The 17,243-nt window shown below is 70.8% G+C and carries 20 protein-coding genes; 15 read left to right on the top strand and 5 right to left on the bottom strand.

From position 1 onward, the window contains the following. Positions 1-27: 27 nt before the first annotated feature. Positions 28-1,230, top strand: a complete 1,203-nt coding sequence (gene tet / locus ACKTT0_RS01575; protein WP_407847560.1) for a Tet(A)/Tet(B)/Tet(C) family tetracycline efflux MFS transporter — start codon at positions 28-30, stop codon at positions 1,228-1,230. Between the two features lies 1 nt (position 1,231). Here tet and phnN read toward each other — a convergent pair whose 3' ends face one another. From phnN to phnF, 4 genes are all read right to left on the bottom strand, one after another. Then, positions 1,232-1,837 carry a phosphonate metabolism protein/1,5-bisphosphokinase (PRPP-forming) PhnN gene (gene phnN, locus ACKTT0_RS01570; protein ID WP_407847558.1) on the bottom strand — a complete coding sequence of 202 codons (606 nt, stop codon included), beginning with the start codon at positions 1,835-1,837 and terminating at the stop codon, positions 1,232-1,234. After that, positions 1,834-2,568 carry a DUF1045 domain-containing protein gene (locus ACKTT0_RS01565; RefSeq protein ID WP_407847556.1) on the bottom strand — a complete coding sequence of 245 codons (735 nt, stop codon included), beginning with the start codon at positions 2,566-2,568 and terminating at the stop codon, positions 1,834-1,836. Before ACKTT0_RS01565 ends, phnN begins: the two co-directional genes overlap by 4 nt. Before the next feature lie 13 nt (positions 2,569-2,581). After that, the gene (locus ACKTT0_RS01560) at positions 2,582-3,778 is read right to left on the bottom strand and encodes an alpha-D-ribose 1-methylphosphonate 5-triphosphate diphosphatase (protein ID WP_407847554.1); all 1,197 of its coding nucleotides are present in this window, start codon (positions 3,776-3,778) and stop codon (positions 2,582-2,584) included. Positions 3,779-3,847: 69 nt separating this feature from the next. Beyond that, the gene (gene phnF / locus ACKTT0_RS01555; protein WP_407847552.1) at positions 3,848-4,573 is read right to left on the bottom strand and encodes a phosphonate metabolism transcriptional regulator PhnF; all 726 of its coding nucleotides are present in this window, start codon (positions 4,571-4,573) and stop codon (positions 3,848-3,850) included. 194 nt (positions 4,574-4,767) lie between these two features. Between phnF and phnG the strand changes: the two genes are divergently transcribed. From phnG to fba, 8 genes are all read left to right on the top strand, one after another. After that, a complete protein-coding gene (gene phnG, locus ACKTT0_RS01550; protein WP_407847550.1) occupies positions 4,768-5,235 on the top strand; it encodes a phosphonate C-P lyase system protein PhnG in 468 nt (155 codons plus the stop codon). A 1-nt stretch (position 5,236) separates the two neighbouring features. After that, positions 5,237-5,845, top strand: a complete 609-nt coding sequence (gene phnH / locus ACKTT0_RS01545) for a phosphonate C-P lyase system protein PhnH (protein WP_407847548.1) — start codon at positions 5,237-5,239, stop codon at positions 5,843-5,845. Between the two features lie 3 nt (positions 5,846-5,848). Then, positions 5,849-6,997: a carbon-phosphorus lyase complex subunit gene (locus ACKTT0_RS01540; protein ID WP_407847546.1), complete on the top strand. Its 1,149-nt coding sequence runs from the start codon at positions 5,849-5,851 to the stop codon at positions 6,995-6,997. After that, a complete protein-coding gene (locus ACKTT0_RS01535) occupies positions 6,994-7,896 on the top strand; it encodes an alpha-D-ribose 1-methylphosphonate 5-phosphate C-P-lyase PhnJ (RefSeq protein ID WP_407847545.1) in 903 nt (300 codons plus the stop codon). Before ACKTT0_RS01540 ends, ACKTT0_RS01535 begins: the two co-directional genes overlap by 4 nt. After that, on the top strand, positions 7,893-8,669 hold the full coding sequence (phnK, locus tag ACKTT0_RS01530) for a phosphonate C-P lyase system protein PhnK (RefSeq protein WP_407847543.1): 777 nt from the start codon (positions 7,893-7,895) through the stop codon (positions 8,667-8,669). Before ACKTT0_RS01535 ends, phnK begins: the two co-directional genes overlap by 4 nt. Before the next feature lie 4 nt (positions 8,670-8,673). After that, the gene (gene phnL / locus ACKTT0_RS01525) at positions 8,674-9,390 is read left to right on the top strand and encodes a phosphonate C-P lyase system protein PhnL (protein ID WP_407847541.1); all 717 of its coding nucleotides are present in this window, start codon (positions 8,674-8,676) and stop codon (positions 9,388-9,390) included. A 2-nt stretch (positions 9,391-9,392) separates the two neighbouring features. After that, positions 9,393-10,580 carry an alpha-D-ribose 1-methylphosphonate 5-triphosphate diphosphatase gene (locus tag ACKTT0_RS01520; RefSeq protein WP_407847540.1) on the top strand — a complete coding sequence of 396 codons (1,188 nt, stop codon included), beginning with the start codon at positions 9,393-9,395 and terminating at the stop codon, positions 10,578-10,580. Between the two features lie 220 nt (positions 10,581-10,800). Further along, positions 10,801-11,865, top strand: a complete 1,065-nt coding sequence (gene fba, locus ACKTT0_RS01515) for a class II fructose-bisphosphate aldolase (protein ID WP_028353146.1) — start codon at positions 10,801-10,803, stop codon at positions 11,863-11,865. A gap of 46 nt (positions 11,866-11,911) precedes the next feature. Here the strand turns inward: fba and ACKTT0_RS01510 are convergent, their stop codons facing one another. Continuing rightward, positions 11,912-12,340: a GFA family protein gene (locus ACKTT0_RS01510; protein ID WP_407847538.1), complete on the bottom strand. Its 429-nt coding sequence runs from the start codon at positions 12,338-12,340 to the stop codon at positions 11,912-11,914. A gap of 124 nt (positions 12,341-12,464) precedes the next feature. Here ACKTT0_RS01510 and ACKTT0_RS01505 point away from each other — a divergent pair, with 124 nt between their 5' ends. From ACKTT0_RS01505 to ACKTT0_RS01480, 6 genes are all read left to right on the top strand, one after another. After that, complete coding sequence (locus ACKTT0_RS01505; protein WP_407847536.1) at positions 12,465-13,346, top strand: phosphoribosylaminoimidazolesuccinocarboxamide synthase; 882 nt, start codon at positions 12,465-12,467, stop codon at positions 13,344-13,346. 134 nt (positions 13,347-13,480) lie between these two features. Next, positions 13,481-13,633, top strand: coding sequence for a DUF5993 family protein (locus tag ACKTT0_RS01500; protein ID WP_407847534.1), 153 nt, complete (start codon positions 13,481-13,483; stop codon positions 13,631-13,633). Further along, the gene (locus tag ACKTT0_RS01495) at positions 13,634-14,188 is read left to right on the top strand and encodes a disulfide bond formation protein B (RefSeq protein WP_407847533.1); all 555 of its coding nucleotides are present in this window, start codon (positions 13,634-13,636) and stop codon (positions 14,186-14,188) included. 99 nt (positions 14,189-14,287) lie between these two features. Continuing rightward, entirely contained in the window at positions 14,288-14,809 is a 522-nt protein-coding gene (gene purE, locus ACKTT0_RS01490) for a 5-(carboxyamino)imidazole ribonucleotide mutase (RefSeq protein WP_407847531.1), read from the top strand. A 37-nt stretch (positions 14,810-14,846) separates the two neighbouring features. Next, complete coding sequence (locus tag ACKTT0_RS01485) at positions 14,847-16,040, top strand: 5-(carboxyamino)imidazole ribonucleotide synthase (RefSeq protein WP_407847529.1); 1,194 nt, start codon at positions 14,847-14,849, stop codon at positions 16,038-16,040. A 9-nt stretch (positions 16,041-16,049) separates the two neighbouring features. Further along, the gene (locus ACKTT0_RS01480; RefSeq protein WP_407847527.1) at positions 16,050-17,105 is read left to right on the top strand and encodes an L-threonylcarbamoyladenylate synthase; all 1,056 of its coding nucleotides are present in this window, start codon (positions 16,050-16,052) and stop codon (positions 17,103-17,105) included. Positions 17,106-17,243: the final 138 nt, after the last annotated feature.

The raw sequence follows: 17,243 nt of genomic DNA, 5'->3' as shown, positions 1-17,243 counted from the left end.
TATTTATCATTGATAAATTTTGACAGAATGAATATAGCGACCCGGAGACCGTTCGTGCTGGCACTGGCCGCCGTCACGCTGGACGCACTTGGCATGGGCCTGGTGATGCCGGTGCTGCCTGGCCTGCTGCGCGCGCTGGTGCCCGCCGGACAGGTCGCCGGCCACTACGGTGTCCTGCTGGCGCTCTATGCCTTGATGCAGGTCTGCTGCGCGCCCATGCTGGGCGCGTTGTCGGACCGCCACGGCCGCCGGCCGGTCCTGCTGGCGTCGCTGGCGGGCGCGGCGACCGACTACGCGATCATGGCGGCGGCCCCCGGCCTCTGGGTGTTGTATGTGGGGCGCGTGGTGTCCGGCATCAGCGGCGCGACGGGCGCGGTGGCGGCATCGTGCATCGCCGATACAACCGCCGACCAGGCGCGCACCCGCCGCTTCGGGTTGATGGGCGCCTGCTATGGCGGCGGCCTGATGGCGGGCCCGGCAATCGGCGGGCTGCTCGGCAGCGTCTCGCTCCACGCGCCGTTCGCGGCCGCCGCGGCCCTGCACGCCCTGGCGTTCTTGCTGGCATGGCTGTTCCTGCCGGAAACCAGGCGCCCGCACGGCGCGGCAGCGCCGCGGGCACCGGCGCGGTTTGTCGCCGCGCTGCGCCCGCGCGCGCTGCCCGCGGCGCTGCGCCCCTTGCTGGGCGCCTACTTCATGATCCAGCTGATCGGCCAGATTCCCGCCGTGCTGTGGGTCGTCTTCATGCAGGACCGCCTGCACTGGGGCGCGCCCGCGCTCGGCCTGTCGCTGGCGGGCTTCGGCACCTTGCACGCGCTCGCGCTGGGATGCCTGGCCGGCCCGCTGGCGACGCGACTCGGCGCGCGGCGCACCCTGCTGGCGGGCATGCTGGCCGACGCGGCCGGTTTGGTGCTGATGGCATTTGTCGGGGCGGACTGGCTGGTGGCGCCGATCCTGGTGCTGCTGGCCGTGGGCGGGGTCGGCATGCCGGCGTTGCAGGGCATGCTGTCCACGGCGGCGGGCGAGCATGGACAGGGGGCCTTGCAGGGCGTCCTGGCAAGCCTGGCCGGTTTGAGCGGGATCGTCGGGCCGTTGCTGTTCAGCGCCGTCTATGCGCGCCTGCCGGCGGAGTGGAATGGCGCGGTCTGGCTGATCGGCGCGATGCTCTACGCGCTGTGCCTGCCCGCGCTGCGCCGGCGGCCCGCGCCGGGGCGCGGCCTGGCGCCTCGCTAGGTCACCCCGCCAGCCGCTCGCGCACCAGCGCCAGCAGCCGGTCGGCGGCTTCCGCGGGCGCGCCGTCGTTGGACAGCCGCGTCACCGCGCAATCGGCCGGCGCCTCGACCGCGCGGCTGGCGCGGCGCAGGCGCTCGGCGATCTGCGCGCGCGTTTCGCGGCCGCGCTGCGCCAGGCGTTGCGCCAGCACATGCGGGTCGGCCACCACTTCGACGGCGGCAAGCTCGGGATAGCGGGCCCAGGCCTGCGCCAGATGGACGCGTGAACCATTGACCACGACCACCGCGCCGCCGGCCAGCCAGCTGTCGACCTCGATGCCGATGCCATAGCGCAGGCCGTGGCTGTCCCAGTGCAGCGCAAAACAGCCCAGCGCCACGCGGCGGGCGAATTCGGCCGGGCTGAGGCTGACCGAGGCTTCGTCGGCGCCGCTGGGGCGCGTGATGTAGCGGTGCGCGACCAGCACCGGCTCGTCCGGCCGCAGCGTCGCGCGCAAGCCGCGCAGCAGGGTGTCCTTGCCGCTGCCCGAGGCGCCCATCAGGTACACCAGGCGGCTGCCGCGCAATAGCATGGCCGGCGCGGCCGGGCCGGTCGCGAGCGCCGGCTTCATGGCGCGCGGTCCTCCAGGAAGCGCGCGCCCGCGCCGTCGCGCGTGGCGCCGTCGAAATCGTAGTGGCGCGCCACCACGAAATCGGCGCCTGGCCCGGGCTCGACGTAGACGCTGAGCGCGCGCACCGGCATGGGAGCCTGCAGGGCGGGCCCGCCGAGCGCCTCGATCTGCGCATCGGCCTCGGCCAGTTCGGCGGCGTCGAGCAGGCCGGTCAGGGTGATGTGGAAGGTGAAGGTATCGAACACGTACGGGTAGCCCCAGCGCTCCAGCATCGTGCGCTGGGCCGGGCTCAATGATTGCGGCCGGCGGCGCGCCAGCTCGGCGGCCGAGGGCGGGGCGCGCAGCGCGTCGAGCCCGGCCACCGCCGTGGCGGCCAGGGCATTCATGCGGCCGCGCGCGCGTTCGTCGTCGATGCACCAGGCCAGGAAGCCGCGCAGGCGTTCGCGCCGCAGCGGAATGCCGAACGCCTGGCGACCGCTGGCGAGCGCGCGCATGGCCCGGTCCAGGTCGGCCGGCCGCATGCCGTCGCGCAGCCGGAACGGCGGCTTCAAGGTAGCGTGCAGCCCGTAGCGGCGCGGCGCCTCGGTCCAGGTCGCCTGGCGTGGATCGGCGCCGGCCGGCCGCGCCAGCGGGGCGCCGGTTTCTTCGCAGCGGCCCAGCCAGCGCCGGCCGAGATCGCGCCACGGGCCTACCGGCGCCAGGTAGATGGCATAGCGATGCGCTTGCGGCATGGCGGCGTCCCGGTCAGGCGGCGATGCGCTGGGCGCGCGCGGGCTCGAAGCTGCGCGTGGCATGGCGCAGCACGCCGCCGACGATGGCGGCGCAAACGCGCGGCAGGCCGGGCAGGCTGTCGTCGACCACGATGGCGTCGGCCGCCTGGCCCGCCGCCAGCGTGCCGCGATCGGCCAGCCCGGCGGCGCGCGCCGGATTGGCCGACACCAGCCGCCAGGCTTGCGGCAGCGGCAGGATGCCCTGTTCGGCCAGGCGCAGCGCGGCGGCCAGCGGCGCGGGATAGTAGTAGTCGGAGGTCAGGATGTCGCACAGCCCCGCGCGCACCATTTCGGCGGCGTTGGGGGCATTGGTGTGGCTGCGGCCGCGCACGACGTTGGGCGCGCCGAACACAATGGCGTCGCCCAGGTCGCGTGCCACGCGGGCCGCCTCGGCGGTGAGCGGGAACTCGGCCACCCGGCAACCCAGTTGATGGTAATAGCGGCGCGTGGCCGCATCGGGATCGTCATGCGAGGCGACGCTCAGGCCGGCTTCGCGCGCGCTGCGGGCCAGTTCGCGCATGGCGTCGCCCACGTCGTCGGCCGCCGCCATGGCTTGCCGGATGCGCGCCTGGAAGGTGTCCAGGTCGCATTCGGCGCGGTCGGCATATTGCAGCAGCTTGCGGTCGTCGCCGAGGCGGCGGGCCATGCCGGGCAAGTGATCGTTCAGGGCCAGGAATTGCACCCGGCCGGCCCGTATCCATTGCTGCGCGATGCCCACGCCGTCGACGTGGTGCGTCTCGAAGCGCAAGTGCACGTGATGCCGCGCGCCCAGCGCGCCGCGCATGCGTTCCAGGCATTCGAACATGCGCTCGGCATAAGGCTCGCCGCGCAGCCCGCCTTCCCAGGACAGCGTGACGCCGTGGAATTCGGTGGTGATGCCATTGGCCAGCAACTGGCGGTCGACGTCATGCAGGGCCGCGTCGTACGGAAAGGTCACGCCGGGGCGCGGCATGACGGCGCGCTCGAAGGCGTCGCCGTGCAGGTCGACGATGCCGGGCAGCACCAGCAGGTCGCCGGCGTCCAGCCAGGCGCCGCCGGCGGCGGGGGCCATGCCGGGGTCGGCGATGCGGCCGTCGCGAAAGGCCAGGTGGCTGCCGCCCAGGCCGGCGGGCGTCAACACGCGATCGCCGGAAATGCCGGCCAGTGCGGGGGAGGGGGAGTCGGGGTTCATGCGGGCAATTTATCGAGGTTCTATGACAGCCGGATGTCTAGATGAATATCGGCGGGCGGGCGCCCCCGCTCAGGCAGCCTCGTCGGACACCATCAACTGGACCCAGTCGCCCACGAAGCGCGTCACGCTGTACTGCAGGGGCGCGCCGTCGCCGTCGACATTGAGCGACTCCACTTGCAGGATGGGACGGGTCTTGGGCTGGCCCAGCAGGCGCGCCACTTCGGGCGTGGGCATGGCCGCCGTGATGCGCGACCACTTGCGCGTGTAGTCCGACACGCCATAGTGCGCATAGGCGCGCGAGATGGAGCGCAGCTTGCGCAGGGTGTCGGCGAAATCCGGGAAGCGCTTTTCATCCAGGTAGTGTTCCGAGACATCGATGCAGCGGTTCTCGGCCTTGCCCAGCGACTGCACGCGCAGCAGCGGCGCGGTGCGGGCCAGGCCCAGGTGGCGCGCGACCTCGGCGGCGCGCACGCCCTGGCTGCCCATCACCTCGATGTAGCCCAGCATGCCCTGGCTGCGCAGGTTCTCGGAAAAGCGCGTGCGCCGTCCGATGGCGTAATCGATGGCGTGCTCCTGCACGAAAGTGCCGCGGCCCTGCTCGATGCGCACCAGGCCGCTTTGCTCGAGTTCGCCCATGGCGCGCCGGATGGTGTGGCGGTTGACCGAGAACTTGGCCGCCAGCTCGGGCTCGGGCGGCAGGCGTTCGCCGGGCGCGTAGAGTTTGTTGCGGATCTCGTCCGCCAGCAGTTCACCGATTTGTCGCCATACCGCGACACCGGAGCCTCGTTCGACCATGGTGGTAATCCATTCCGTAATGGCAGCTTCATGCTGGACGGCCATGATTGTGCATCAGCCGCGCGCCTTCGTGGCGACGCTGTGACAGCTTGCCACGGTGTCATCAAAAATTCACGCGCCGATGGTGTACTGGCCGCAATTCCTTCCGTATCATAGCGCATCTAGTCGTCTAGACGTTTAGAGGAAATCAGAGAATGCAAGCCACCTCGACACTCTCCGCGGACAGGGCGGCCCGCGCCGCCTGGATGCGGGTCCTGGCGCTGGCCGAGCCGGCCGCGCTGGAGCGGGCCGTGCAGGGCCTGGGGCCCCTGCCGCCGCACAGCACGCTGCGCCCAGCCGAAAACGGCATGGCCATGGTGCGTGCCCGCAGCGGCGGCACCGGCGCCCAGTTCAACCTGGGCGAAATGAGCGTGACCCGCTGCGCCGTCACGCTGGACGGCGGCATCATGGGCGTGGGCTATGTGCCCGGGCGCGGCCGCCGCCATGCCGAGCAGGCGGCGCTGCTGGACGCGCTGCTGCAGCGCGACGACTGGCGCGCCAGGGTGCAGGCCGAGGTCATCGAGCCGCTGGCGCGCGACCTGGCCGAGCGCGCCGAGCGGCGCTCGCGCGTAGCGGCCCGGACGCAAGTTGAATTCTTCACCATGGTGCGAGGCGAGGACTGACATGCAAACCCTGTCGAATGCCATCGAAGCTGCGCCGCTGCCCGGTTTCCAGGACGCGGTGGCGCAGTCCCAGGAAACCTTCCGCGCCGCGCTGCATGCGCTGGCGCATCCCGGCGAAATCCAGGAGCTCGCTATCGAGTGCGGCGTGCCGCCCGGCCTGTCGCCGGGCATGACGGCCATGCTGCTGGCCTTGGCCGACGTCGATGCGCCTGTCTGGCTGCCGGCCGGCGTGGATGAGGCGGTGCGGCGTTTCCTGCGCTTTCATTGCGGCTGCCCGCTGGTCGACGAGCCGGCGCAGGCGCGTTTTGTCGTGGTGCCCGCCGGCGCGGCGGCGCCCGGACTGGAGCGCTGCCATCCGGGCGAGCCGGCCTATCCCGACTTGTCGGGCACCATGCTGCTGGAAGTGGAGTCGCTGGCCGAGGGCGCGGCGGTGACGCTCGCCGGCCCGGGCATCGCCACGCGGCGCACCTTGCGCGTGGCCGGCCTGCCGGCCGGTTTCTGGCCGCAGTGGCGCGCCAACCATCAGCTGTTTCCGCTGGGCGTGGACGTGTTCCTGATCCAGGGCAACCGGCTGTGCGGGCTGCCCCGCACGGTCATCGTGGAGGACTGACACATGTACGTCGCTGTCAAAGGGGGCGAGCGCGCCATCCTGAATTCCTACCGCATGCTGGACGCCTACCGGCGCGGCGATACCGGCGTGCCCGAGCTGACGCTGGCGCAGATCCGCCAGCAGATGCCGCTGGCGGTATCGCGCGTCATGGCCGAGGGCGCGCTGTACGATCCGCAACTGGCCGCGCTGGCCATCAAGCAGGCCGCCGGCGATGTGATCGAGGCAGTGTTCCTGCTGCGCGCCTATCGCACCACGCTGCCGCGCTTCGGCTATACGCAGCCGGTCGACACGGCGCGCATGCGCCTGGCGCGCCGTATTTCCTCCACTTTCAAGGATGTGCCGGGCGGCCAGATCCTCGGCCCCACCTACGACTACACGCAGCGGCTGCTGGATTTCGCGCTGGAACAAGAGGGCGCGGCCGCCGAGCCGCTGGCGCCGGCCGCCCAGCCCCTGCCCGAATCCATGCCGCGCGTCACCGACTTGCTGCAGCACGACGACCTGATCGACCAGGAGCCGGTGCCGCCGGACGACCCCGCGCCGTTCGACCTGACGCGCCAGCCGCTCGCCTTTCCCGCCGGGCGCGATGCGCGCCTGCAGAACCTGGCGCGCGCCGACGAGGGCTTTCTGCTGTCGATGGGCTATTCCACGCAGCGCGGCTACGGCAATACCCACCCGTTCGCCGCGGAGATCCGCTACGGCACGCTCGAGGTGGAGATGTTCATCGAAGAGCTGGGCTTCGCCGTCACCGTGGGCGAGATCGAGCTGACCGAATGCCAGATGGTGAGCCAGTTCGCCGGCAATGCCCACGAACCGCCGAAGTTCACGCGCGGCTACGGGCTGACGTTCGGCTACGGCGAGCGCAAGGCCATGTCCATGGCGCTGGTCGACCGCGCGCTCAAGGCGGCGGAACTGGGCGAGGCCGCCGATGCGCCCGCCAATGACCACGAGTTCGTGCTGTATCACAGCGACAACGTCGAGGCCTCCGGCTTCGTGCAGCACTTGAAGCTGCCGCATTACGTGGACTTCCAGGCCAACCTGGAACTGCTGCGCCGCCTGCGCCAGGAACAGGCCGCCGCCGCGCCGCCCGCGCCCTCCGCCGCCGCGCCCGCCGCGGCCCCCGCCACCCTCGCCGACGAGGCCCTGTCGTCATGAATTCCGCTACACAGACGGTCGCGCGCGACGACCACTACAACTTCGCGTACCTGGACGAGTCCACCAAGCGCATGCTGCGCCGCGCCCTGCTCAAGGCGGTGGCCATCCCCGGCTACCAGGTGCCGTTCGGCAGCCGCGAAATGCCGTTGCCCTATGGCTGGGGCACCGGCGGCATCCAGGTCACGGCGGCCATCATCGGCCCGGCCGACGTGCTCAAGGTGATCGACCAGGGCTCCGACGACACCACCAACGCCATCAACATCCGCCGCTTCTTCGGCCGGGTTACCGGCGTGCGCACCACCGAGTCCACCCGCGAAGCGACCATCGTGCAGACCCGCCACCGCATCCCCGAGACGCCGCTGCGCGAAGGGCAGATCATGGTGTACCAGGTGCCGATTCCCGAGCCGCTGCGCTGGCTGGAGCCGAGCGAGACGGAGACCCGCACCATGCATGCGCTGGCCGAGTATGGCGGCATGCACGTCAAGCTGTACGAGGACATCGCGCAGCACGGCCACATCGCCACCACTTACGATTATCCGGTCATCGTCAACGGCCGCTACATGATGCGACCTTCGCCGATCCCCAAGTTCGATAATCCGAAGCTGGACCGCAGCCCGGCGCTGATGCTGTTCGGCGCCGGCCGCGAGAAGCGCGTGTACGCGGTGCCGCCGTATACGCGCGTCAAGAGCCTGGACTTCGACGACCACCCGTTCCGCGTCGAGCGGTGGGACCAGTGCTGCGACCTGTGCGGCTCGCGCGAAAGCTACCTCGACGAGATCATCCTGGACGACCAGGGCACGCGGCGTTTCGTCTGCTCGGACACCGAGTACTGCGCCGACCGCCGCGCCCGCGGCCACCTCGGCGCCGCCGCGCCGGCCGCACCGGGGGCCGCAGCATGAACAGCCAACCCCTGCTTTCCGTGCGCGACATGACCTGCACCTGGGACGGCGTGCACGGCTGCCGCGACATCAGTTTCGACCTGCACCCCGGCGAAGTGCTGTGCGTGGTGGGCGAGTCCGGCTCGGGCAAGAGCACCTTGCTGCAGGCGGTGTCGTGGCAGGCCCGGCCCGAGTCCGGCAGCGTCTGGTACGACACCCGCGACCGCGGCTTCGTCGACTTGGCGTCACTGTCGGCCGCGCACCTGCGCGTGCTGGCCCGGACCGACTGGGGCTTCGTGCGGCAGAACGCGCGCGACGGCCTGCGCATGCAGGTCAGCGCCGGCGCCAATATCGCCGAGCGCCTGATGGCCGTGGGTGGGCGCCACTACGGCGAATTGCGGCGCGTGGCCGGCAACTGGCTGCACAAGATGGAGATCGACACCGGCCGCCTGGACGATGCGCCGGCGGCGTTCTCCGGCGGCATGCAGCAGCGCCTGCAGATTGCCCGCAACCTGGTCACGCACCCGCGCATGGTTTTCATGGATGAGCCCACGGCGTCGCTGGACGTCTCGGTGCAGGCGCGCCTGCTCGACCTGCTGCGCCAACTGGTGGCCGACCTGAAGCTGGCGGCCATCGTCGTCACCCACGACCTGGCCGTGGCGCGGCTGCTGGCCCACCGGACGCTGGTGATGCGCGGCGGCCGCGTGGTCGAAAGCGGCCTGACCGACCAGATCCTCGACGACCCCCAGCATCCGTACACCCAGTTGCTGGTGTCCTCCATTTTGCAGAGTTGATTCGATGAATGCCTCTACTTCCCTGATCGAGGTGCGCGGCCTGGGCAAGATGTTCACGCTGCACAACCAGGGCGGCATCCGGCTGCCCGTGTTGCAAGGCGTGGACTTCGAGGCCGGCCCGGGCGACTGCCTGGTGCTGGCGGGCCCGTCCGGCACCGGCAAGAGCACGCTGCTGCGCTGCCTGTACGGCAACTACCTGGCCACCGAAGGCAGCATCCGCGTGCGCGACGGCGCCGACTGGATCGAGCTGACCGGCGCGCCGGAGCAGCGCATCCTGCGCCTGCGGCGCGATGTGATCGGCTATGTCAGCCAGTTCCTGCGGGTAATCCCGCGGGTCGGCACGCTGGACGTGGTGGCCGAGCCCCTGCGCGAGCGCGGCGTCGACGCCGGCCAGGCGCGCGAGCGGGCGGCCGCGCTGCTGGCGCGCCTGAACGTGCCGCAACGCTTGTGGAACCTGCCGCCGGCGACGTTCTCCGGCGGCGAACAGCAGCGCGTCAACATCGCGCGCGGCTTCATTGGCGGCCATCCGGTGCTGCTGCTGGACGAACCCACCGCTTCGCTGGACGCCGACAACCGCGCGGTGGTGGTGGCCCTGATCCGCGAGGCGGTGGCCGCCGGCCGCTGCCTGGTCGGCATTTTCCATGACGAGGCCGTGCGCGACCAGGTCGCCACGCGTATCCTGCCCATTCGTCCGGCCGTCCCGGCCGACGCCCTGGAGTAACCATGTCCGCCCTGTACCTGACCCATGCCCGCGTCGTCCTGCCCGACGCGGTACTGTCCGATGCCGCGCTGCTGATCGAGAATGGCGTGATCGCCGCCATCGAACCGGACGGCGCGCACGGCGCCGCCGAGATCGACCTGGAAGGCCAGACCTTGCTGCCCGGCCTGATCGACGTGCACTGCGATGCCATCGAGAAGGAAGCCGAGCCGCGTTCGCGCGTGCTGTTCCCGCTGGATTTCGCCGTGGCCCAGGTGGACCGCCGCAATGCCGCGGCCGGCATCACTACGCCGTTCCATGCGCTGTCGTTCGCCAACAACGAATGGGGCGTGCGCAACAACCAGACCGCGGCCCAGGTGGCGCGTACCCTGCATGCGTTCCGCGCCCACAGCCTGGTGGACAACCGCGTGCACTGCCGCTATGAAATCACCGACGAGACAGCCATGCCGGTGCTGCAGGCGCTGCTCGACGAGGGCGTGGTCGACTTGCTGTCGGTCATGGATCACTCGCCGGGGCAGGGCCAGTTCAAGACCCTGGAAGCCTACCTGCAATACATGATGGGCAACCACGCCATGAGCCGCGACGAGGCCGAGGAAGCCGCCCGCGCCAAGCTGCGCGCGCGCGACGGCGCCGCCCTGCGGGTCGAGACCCTGCTGGCGGATGCGCGCCGCCTGGGCGTGCCGACCGCCAGCCATGACGACGATTCCGTGCAGCGCATCGCCACCATGCGCAACCTGGGCGTGTCGATGAGTGAGTTCCCGATCAACCTGGATACCGCTACCGCCGCCGTATCGTGCGGTCTGCCGACCATCCTGGGCGCTCCCAACGTGTTGCGCGGCCAGAGCCAGAGCGGCTCGATGCGGGCCATTGACGCGGTGCGCGCCGGCGTGGCGAGCTGCCTGTGCTCGGACTACCAGCCCTCGACCCTGATCGCCGCGGCCTTCGCCGTGGCGGCGCAGAGCGACCTGACGCTGGCGCAGGCGGTGGCCCTGGTCACCGCCAACCCGGCCGACGCCTGCGGCCTGGGGGACCGCGGCCGCATCGCCGTGGGACTGCGCGCCGACCTGGTGGCGGTCGCGCTAGTGGGCCAGCTGCCGCTGGTCAGCCGCGCCTGGTCGGCCGGCCGGCTGGTGTTCGCCGCGCATTACCTCCCGGCTTCGCGCGCCGCCGCGCGCGAGGCGGTGGCCGCCTGAACGGCCGCCTGGCGCGGGCGCGGCGGCCAGCTGCGCCCGCGCGCCAATTCCTTACAGACGGTCAAGCTCTGACAAGCGCGGCCCGCGTCCCCCGTCCTTTTGATGAAGTTGGTTACGTCCTGGCCGGCCCCGCGCCGGGAAGCGGCCGGAATCCCGGCTAAAATCCCGCTGTTCAGCAAGGCTCCAACCAATCATTCCATTGCCTATCAGGAGGACCACCATGGCCCTAGTTTCCATGCGCCAGTTGCTCGACCACGCCGCCGAGCACGGTTACGGCATTCCCGCGTTCAACGTCAACAACCTGGAACAGGTCCAGGCCATCATGGAAGCCGCCGCTGAAACCGACAGCCCGGTGATCATGCAGGCCTCGGCCGGCGCGCGCAAATATGCGGGCGAGGGCTTCCTGAAGTACCTGATCCAGGCGGCGGTCGAATCCTATCCGCACATTCCCGTGGTCATGCACCAGGACCACGGCCAGTCGCCCAAGGTCTGCCAGGGCGCCATCGACCTGGGCTTCTCCAGCGTCATGATGGACGGCTCCCTGGAAGAAGACGGCAAGACCATCGCCGACTACGACTACAACGTCGAAGTCACCAAGAAGGTCGTCGACATGGCCCACAAAGTGGGCGTCACGGTTGAGGGCGAGCTCGGCTGCCTCGGCTCGCTGGAAACCATGAAGGGCGACAAGGAAGACGGTCACGGCGCCGAGGGCACCATGACCCGCGAGCAGCTGCTCACCGATCCGGAGCAGGCCGCCGACTTCGTGCGCAAGACCCAGCTCGACGCGCTGGCCATCGCCATCGGCACCAGCCACGGCGCCTACAAGTTCACCCGCAAGCCCACCGGCGACATCCTGTCGATCTCGCGCATCAAGGAGATCCATGCGCGCCTGCCCAACACCCACCTGGTGATGCACGGCAGCTCGAGCGTGCCGCAGGACCTGCTGGCCGAGATCCGCGAATTCGGCGGCGACATGAAGGAAACCTACGGCGTGCCCGTCGAGGAAATCCAGGAAGCCATCAAGTTCGGCGTGCGCAAGGTCAACATCGACACCGACATCCGCCTGGCCATGACCGGCGCCATCCGCCGCTTCTTCGCCGAGAACCCCAGCAAGTTCGACCCGCGTGAATACCTGAAGCCGGCCCGCGCGGCCGCCAAGGCCATTTGCGTGCAGCGCTACACCCAGTTCGGCACGGCGGGCAACGCCAGCAAGATCAAGCCCCTGCCGCTGACCGACATGGCCCAGCAATACGCCGCCGGCAAGCTCGCCCAGGTGGTGCAGTAAGCCGTCGCCCGGGGGCCGCCCGGCCCCCGGACGCCAGGCGGGCGTCTCAGCCCGCCGCCTTGCCGCCGTGGCAGGGCACCGACGTATCCACGTGATGCCATGGCGGGGCCGAATCGGCCCATAGTGTCATGCGCGAGCGGAACGCCGCGGGGTCGTCCAGCGACCCCGCTTTCACGATGACGTAGTCCTGTCCTTCCGTATGCCCGAACAGCGGCGTGCCGCAGTCGGGACAGAAGCTGCGCACCACCGTATTGCCGGAATCGCCCAGGTAGCGGTGTTCGCGCGCCTGGCCGCGCCGCACCGCCAGGGCCTGCGGCGCCAGCAGCAGGGCATGCGCCGGGGCGCCGCCGCTGGCGTACTGGCAGTCGCGGCAGTGGCAGGTGGCGGTGGTCAGCGGTTCGGCGCTGATCTCGTAGCGCACGGCGCCACACTGGCAGCCGCCGGTCAGCGGCGAAAAGGACGGGCTTGCGGTCATGGCCGGACTCCTCTGTTGCGCGGTAGGGCGTGTTCCTTTTAGAGGGAACCGGCCCTAGGCTAACTGATCTGCGGGGCGGCGGCATTTGCAGTAATCTATCCTCATTTTTGCCATAGGCCGATTCGTGACTTCCGCCCTGCACCAATCCAGCATCAAGTCCCTGCCGCTCCTGGGTCGCGGCAAGGTGCGCGACATGTACGCCGTCGGCGACGACAAACTGCTGATCGTCGCCACCGACCGCATTTCCGCCTTCGACGTGATCCTCGACGACCCCATTCCCGGCAAGGGGCAGGTGCTCACCGAGCTGACCGAATTCTGGCTGCGCAAGCTGGCGCACATCCTGCCCAACCACTCCACTGGCGTGCGCCCCGAAGACGTCGTGGCGGCCGACGAGCTCGACCAGGTGCGCGGCCGGGCGGTGGTGGTCAAGCGCCTCAAGCCGATCCTCGTCGAGGCCGTGGCGCGCGGCTACCTGATCGGCTCCGGCTGGAAGGACTATCAGGCCACCGGCTCGCTGTGCGGCATCCAGCTGCCGGCCGGCCTGCAGCAGGCCAGCAAGCTGCCCGAACCGCTCTTCACGCCGGCGGCCAAGGCCGAATTCGGCATGCACGACGAAAACGTCGACTTCGCCCATGTCGTCAACGAGGTCGGCCAGGAAATGGCCGAACGCATCCGCGACGTGACGCTGCGCCTGTATACCGAGGCCGCGCAGTTCGCCGCCACCAAGGGCATCATCATCGCGGACACCAAGTTCGAATTCGGCCTGGACGACGATGGCCGGCTCTACCTGATGGACGAAGTGCTGACGCCGGATTCCTCGCGTTTCTGGCCGGCCGACGGCTATCGCGTCGGCATCAGCCCGCCGTCGTTCGACAAGCAGTTCGTGCGCGACTGGCTGGAAACCCAGGACTGGGACAAGACCCCGCCGGCCCCGCGCCTGCCGCAGGACGTGCTGCAAAAAACCGCGGCCAAGTACCGCGAGGCGCTCGACCGCCTGATGGCCTGACCCCGCCGCCGGCCGGCGCGCGGCGCCGGCCAATTGGCGGAAATAGGGCGCTTTGCCCCGCTTGTTTGCCGGCCAGGGCAAAAAAATATTTCGTATCGTAACGATCGACCTCCGGAGGATCGATCGCGATGATCATGATGTTGCCCTTTCTGACCAGCGCGCTGGCGGTGCTGTACGGCATGCTCGGCAAGCGCCGGCCGTGCTTCACGCTGTGGCTGGCGACCCTGCTGGTGTTCGCCGCCGGGGCGCGGCTGCATCTGGCCCAGCCGCTCATGCCGGCTTTGTAGATGAGCGTCATTTTTTCGCTCAACCCGGCGCGCGGATCGCGCATCGTCAATACGCTGGCGCTGCTGGGAATCAGCGCCGCGCTGTATGCCGCCTTCGCCTGGCAACTGCTGTCCGGCGCGGGGCCGTGCCCGCTCTGCCTGCTGCAGCGCGCGGCTTTCATCATGGCCGGCGTGGGCCTGCTGCTGAATATCCGGCTGGGGCCGTCGCCGCTGCATTACGCCATGGTGATCGCGGCGGCGCTGGGCGGCCTGGTCGCGGCCGGCAACCAATTGCTGGCGCCGGCCGCGTCTGCCGCGCCGCCATTGTTCGGCATGCATGTGTATTCCTGGGCATTCCTGCTGTTCTGCGGGCTGCTGGTGTTCTGCGTGCTGATGCTGGCGGCCGACCGCAAATGGGGCGACAACGCCCTCAAAAAGCCCGTGTCGCTGCCCGCGCTGATCGTCATGGGGCTGTTCCTGCTGGCCATTCTGCTCAACGTCGGCGCCGCCTCGCTGGAGTGCGGCCTGGGCGAATGCCGCGCCGCCCCGGCGGGGCAAGGGCAGGGCGGCGCCTAGCCGGCCGGCCAGCCAGGCGCGGGGCCGGGTAAAATACCGGGTTTTCCGTCGCCCGCGCCGTGTGCGCCGGCGCCTTCTCCCGCCTTGCCGACTTCCGCCATGACGACTTCTTCTTCCGCAAACGCGCCGGCCACTCCCGTGGTGGGCGTGATCATGGGTTCATCCAGCGACTGGGACATCATGAAGCATGCCGTGGCCATGCTGGAAGAGTTCGGCGTGCCGCACGAAGCCCGCGTGATCTCCGCCCACCGCATGCCGCAGGACATGGCCGACTACGGCGCCGCGGCGCGCGCGCGCGGCCTGCGCGGCATCATCGCGGGCGCCGGCGGCGCCGCGCACCTGCCCGGCATGATGGCCGCCCTGACCGAAGTGCCGGTCTTCGGCGTGCCGGTGCCGTCGCGCTACCTGCGCGGCGAGGATTCGCTCTTGTCCATCGTGCAGATGCCCAAGGGCGTGCCGGTAGCCACATTCGCCATCGGCGAGGCCGGGGCGGCCAATGCAGCCCTGCATGTCATCGCCACCCTGGCCGCCACCGACGACGCCCTGCATGCCAGGCTGGTGGCGTTCCGCGCCCGCCAGACCGAAGCGGCCCGCAACATGGCCGTGCCTCCCCAGCCCTGAACCTGCCGCGCACCCGTCGCGGGCGCGCCATCGACGAATGACTTCATCCTCTGCTTCCTTCACGATCGCGCCGGGCGACTGGCTGGGCCTGCTCGGCGGCGGCCAGCTCGGCCGCATGTTCTGCCACGCGGCGCAAAGCCTGGGCTACCGGGTCGCCGTGCTCGACCCGGCCGCCGATGGCCCGGCCGCCATGGTGGCCGACCGCCACATTCAGGCCGCCTACGACGATCCCGCCGGCCTGGCGGAGCTGGCGCGCTCCTGTCGCGCGGTGACCACCGAGTTCGAGAACGTGCCGGCCGAAAGCCTGCGCGCCCTGGCGGCGCGGCAGTGCCGGGTCAGCCCGGCGGCCGACGCGGTGGCCATCGTGCAGGACCGCATCGCCGAAAAGACGTTCATCGCCGCGCAGGGCATCCCGGTGGCGCCGCATGCCGCCATCTGCGCGCCGCAGGACCTGCACGACGCCTCCGATGCGCTGTTTCCCGGCATTCTCAAGGTGGCCCGGCTGGGCTATGACGGCAAGGGCCAGGCGCGCGTGGCCTCGCGCGACGAGGCGCTGGCCGCCTACGCCGAATTCGGCGGCGTGCCGTGCGTGCTGGAAGCCCTGATGCCGCTGGACTACGAAATCTCGGTGGTGCTGGCGCGCGGTTTCGACGGCGCCGATGTCGTGTTCCCGGTGGCGCGCAACCTGCACCGCGACGGCATCCTGGCGGTGTCCACCGTGGCCGCCACCGACGCCGACGCCGCCCATGCGCGCCGCCAGGCCCAGGCCACCGACGCCGCGCGCGCGATTGCGCAGGGGCTGGGCTACCACGGCGTGCTGTGCGTCGAGTTCTTCGTGCTGACAGACGGCAGCCTGGTGGTCAACGAGATCGCGCCGCGCCCGCACAACAGCGGCCACTACACGATCGATGCCTGCCTGACCAGCCAGTTCGAGCAGCAGGCGCGCGTCATGGCGGGCCTGCCGCTGGGCAGCACGGCCTTGCTGGCGCCGGCCGTCATGCTGAACATCCTGGGCGATATCTGGTTCGCGCCGGGCGCGGACGCGCCGCGCGAGCCGGACTGGGCGGCGGCCCTGGCCGTGTCCTCGGCCAAGCTGCATCTGTATGGCAAGCACGAGGCGCGCCGCGGTCGCAAGATGGGTCACGTGACCGTGGTGGCCGCCACGCTCGACCAGGCGCGTGCCGACGCGGCGCGAGTGGCGGCGGCGCTGGGCATGGCCGCGCCCGCGTAAGCGTCCGCCATGTCCAGCCATCCGACCTCCGCCGGCGATCCGGCCATCGCGCATGCCGCGGCGCGGCTGCTGGCCGGCCAACTGGTGGCCTTTCCCACCGAAACGGTATACGGCCTGGGCGCCGATGCCGAGAACCCGCAGGCCGTGGCGCGCATCTACGCGGCCAAGGGCCGGCCCGCCAATCACCCGGTGATCGTGCACCTGGCCCCCGGGGCCGACCTGGGCTATTGGGCCGCCGACGTGCCCGCCCAGGCGCGGCGCCTGATCGACGCCTTCTGGCCCGGCCCGCTGACCCTGATCCTGCCGCGCGCGCCGGGCATCGGCGCGGCCGTCAGCGGCGGACAGGACAGCATCGGCCTGCGCTGTCCCTCGCACCCGGTGGCGCAGGCGCTGCTGCGCGCCTTTGCTACCGGCAGGCCGGGCGGCCATGGCGGCGTGGCCGCGCCCTCGGCCAACAAGTTCGGCCAGGTCTCGCCCACCCGCGCCGAGCACGTGCGCGGCGAATTCCCCCTCGAAGTGGCGCAGGGCATGCCGGTGCTGGACGGCGGGCCGGCCGAGGTCGGCATCGAGTCCACCATCCTCGATCTGTCGCGGCTGGCGCGCGGCGTGGGGCCGGTGCTGCTGCGTCCGGGCCACGTCACGGCGGCCCAGATCGAGGCCGTGCTGGGCGAGCCGGTAGGCCTGCCCGATGCCGCCGCGCCGCGCGCCTCGGGCACCTTGAAGGCGCACTACGCCCCGCACACGCCGCTGGAGCTGGTCGCCGCCGCGCGGCTGGCCGAGGCGGCGCGCGGCAGCGGGCTGCCGGCCGGCAGCGTGGCGGTGGTCGCCTTCGCGCCGCCGCCGGCCGGCCTGGACCGGCGCATCGCCTGGCGCCAGGTGGCGGCCGACCCGCGCCGCTATGCTCACGACCTGTACGCGCTGCTGCGCGAGCTCGACGGCGCCGGCCATGCCCGCATCCTGGTGCAGGCGCCGCCGGCCGACTCCGCGTGGAGCGCCGTCAACGACCGCATCGGCCGCGCCGCGGCAGCCTTCTCCCTCGATACTACCGGCCTGCCGGGCACCTGACGCTGCGGCTCTGTTCTTGCCGACCGACTTGGCGTACATTTGCTGACCGCCCGGCACGCCCGGGCCGGACAACCATGCGTCCTGCGCCGCCCACAAGGCGGTCCGGGCCGCGCTCGAACTTTAAGAGAGGAGTAGCGA

It is taken from the genome of Bordetella saccharivorans (assembly GCF_045862855.1).
Taxonomy (GTDB): Bacteria; Pseudomonadota; Gammaproteobacteria; order Burkholderiales; family Burkholderiaceae_B; genus Bordetella_A; species Bordetella_A petrii_F.
Note: the sequence above shows the minus strand (reverse complement) of the source record. Positions and strands in the feature narration are given on the sequence as shown.

What these genes read in the sequence shown, in the direction of transcription:
- tet (WP_407847560.1), top strand. Translation starts at nt 28, where the DNA reads ATGAATATAGCGACCCGGAGACCGTTCGTGCTGGCACTGGCCGCCGTC.
- phnN (WP_407847558.1), bottom strand. Translation starts at nt 1,837, where the DNA reads ATGAAGCCGGCGCTCGCGACCGGCCCGGCCGCGCCGGCCATGCTATTG.
- ACKTT0_RS01565 (WP_407847556.1), bottom strand. Translation starts at nt 2,568, where the DNA reads ATGCCGCAAGCGCATCGCTATGCCATCTACCTGGCGCCGGTAGGCCCG.
- ACKTT0_RS01560 (WP_407847554.1), bottom strand. Translation starts at nt 3,778, where the DNA reads ATGAACCCCGACTCCCCCTCCCCCGCACTGGCCGGCATTTCCGGCGAT.
- phnF (WP_407847552.1), bottom strand. Translation starts at nt 4,573, where the DNA reads ATGGTCGAACGAGGCTCCGGTGTCGCGGTATGGCGACAAATCGGTGAA.
- phnG (WP_407847550.1), top strand. Translation starts at nt 4,768, where the DNA reads ATGCAAGCCACCTCGACACTCTCCGCGGACAGGGCGGCCCGCGCCGCC.
- phnH (WP_407847548.1), top strand. Translation starts at nt 5,237, where the DNA reads ATGCAAACCCTGTCGAATGCCATCGAAGCTGCGCCGCTGCCCGGTTTC.
- ACKTT0_RS01540 (WP_407847546.1), top strand. Translation starts at nt 5,849, where the DNA reads ATGTACGTCGCTGTCAAAGGGGGCGAGCGCGCCATCCTGAATTCCTAC.
- ACKTT0_RS01535 (WP_407847545.1), top strand. Translation starts at nt 6,994, where the DNA reads ATGAATTCCGCTACACAGACGGTCGCGCGCGACGACCACTACAACTTC.
- phnK (WP_407847543.1), top strand. Translation starts at nt 7,893, where the DNA reads ATGAACAGCCAACCCCTGCTTTCCGTGCGCGACATGACCTGCACCTGG.
- phnL (WP_407847541.1), top strand. Translation starts at nt 8,674, where the DNA reads ATGAATGCCTCTACTTCCCTGATCGAGGTGCGCGGCCTGGGCAAGATG.
- ACKTT0_RS01520 (WP_407847540.1), top strand. Translation starts at nt 9,393, where the DNA reads ATGTCCGCCCTGTACCTGACCCATGCCCGCGTCGTCCTGCCCGACGCG.
- fba (WP_028353146.1), top strand. Translation starts at nt 10,801, where the DNA reads ATGGCCCTAGTTTCCATGCGCCAGTTGCTCGACCACGCCGCCGAGCAC.
- ACKTT0_RS01510 (WP_407847538.1), bottom strand. Translation starts at nt 12,340, where the DNA reads ATGACCGCAAGCCCGTCCTTTTCGCCGCTGACCGGCGGCTGCCAGTGT.
- ACKTT0_RS01500 (WP_407847534.1), top strand. Translation starts at nt 13,481, where the DNA reads ATGATGTTGCCCTTTCTGACCAGCGCGCTGGCGGTGCTGTACGGCATG.
- ACKTT0_RS01495 (WP_407847533.1), top strand. Translation starts at nt 13,634, where the DNA reads ATGAGCGTCATTTTTTCGCTCAACCCGGCGCGCGGATCGCGCATCGTC.
- purE (WP_407847531.1), top strand. Translation starts at nt 14,288, where the DNA reads ATGACGACTTCTTCTTCCGCAAACGCGCCGGCCACTCCCGTGGTGGGC.
- ACKTT0_RS01485 (WP_407847529.1), top strand. Translation starts at nt 14,847, where the DNA reads ATGACTTCATCCTCTGCTTCCTTCACGATCGCGCCGGGCGACTGGCTG.
- ACKTT0_RS01480 (WP_407847527.1), top strand. Translation starts at nt 16,050, where the DNA reads ATGTCCAGCCATCCGACCTCCGCCGGCGATCCGGCCATCGCGCATGCC.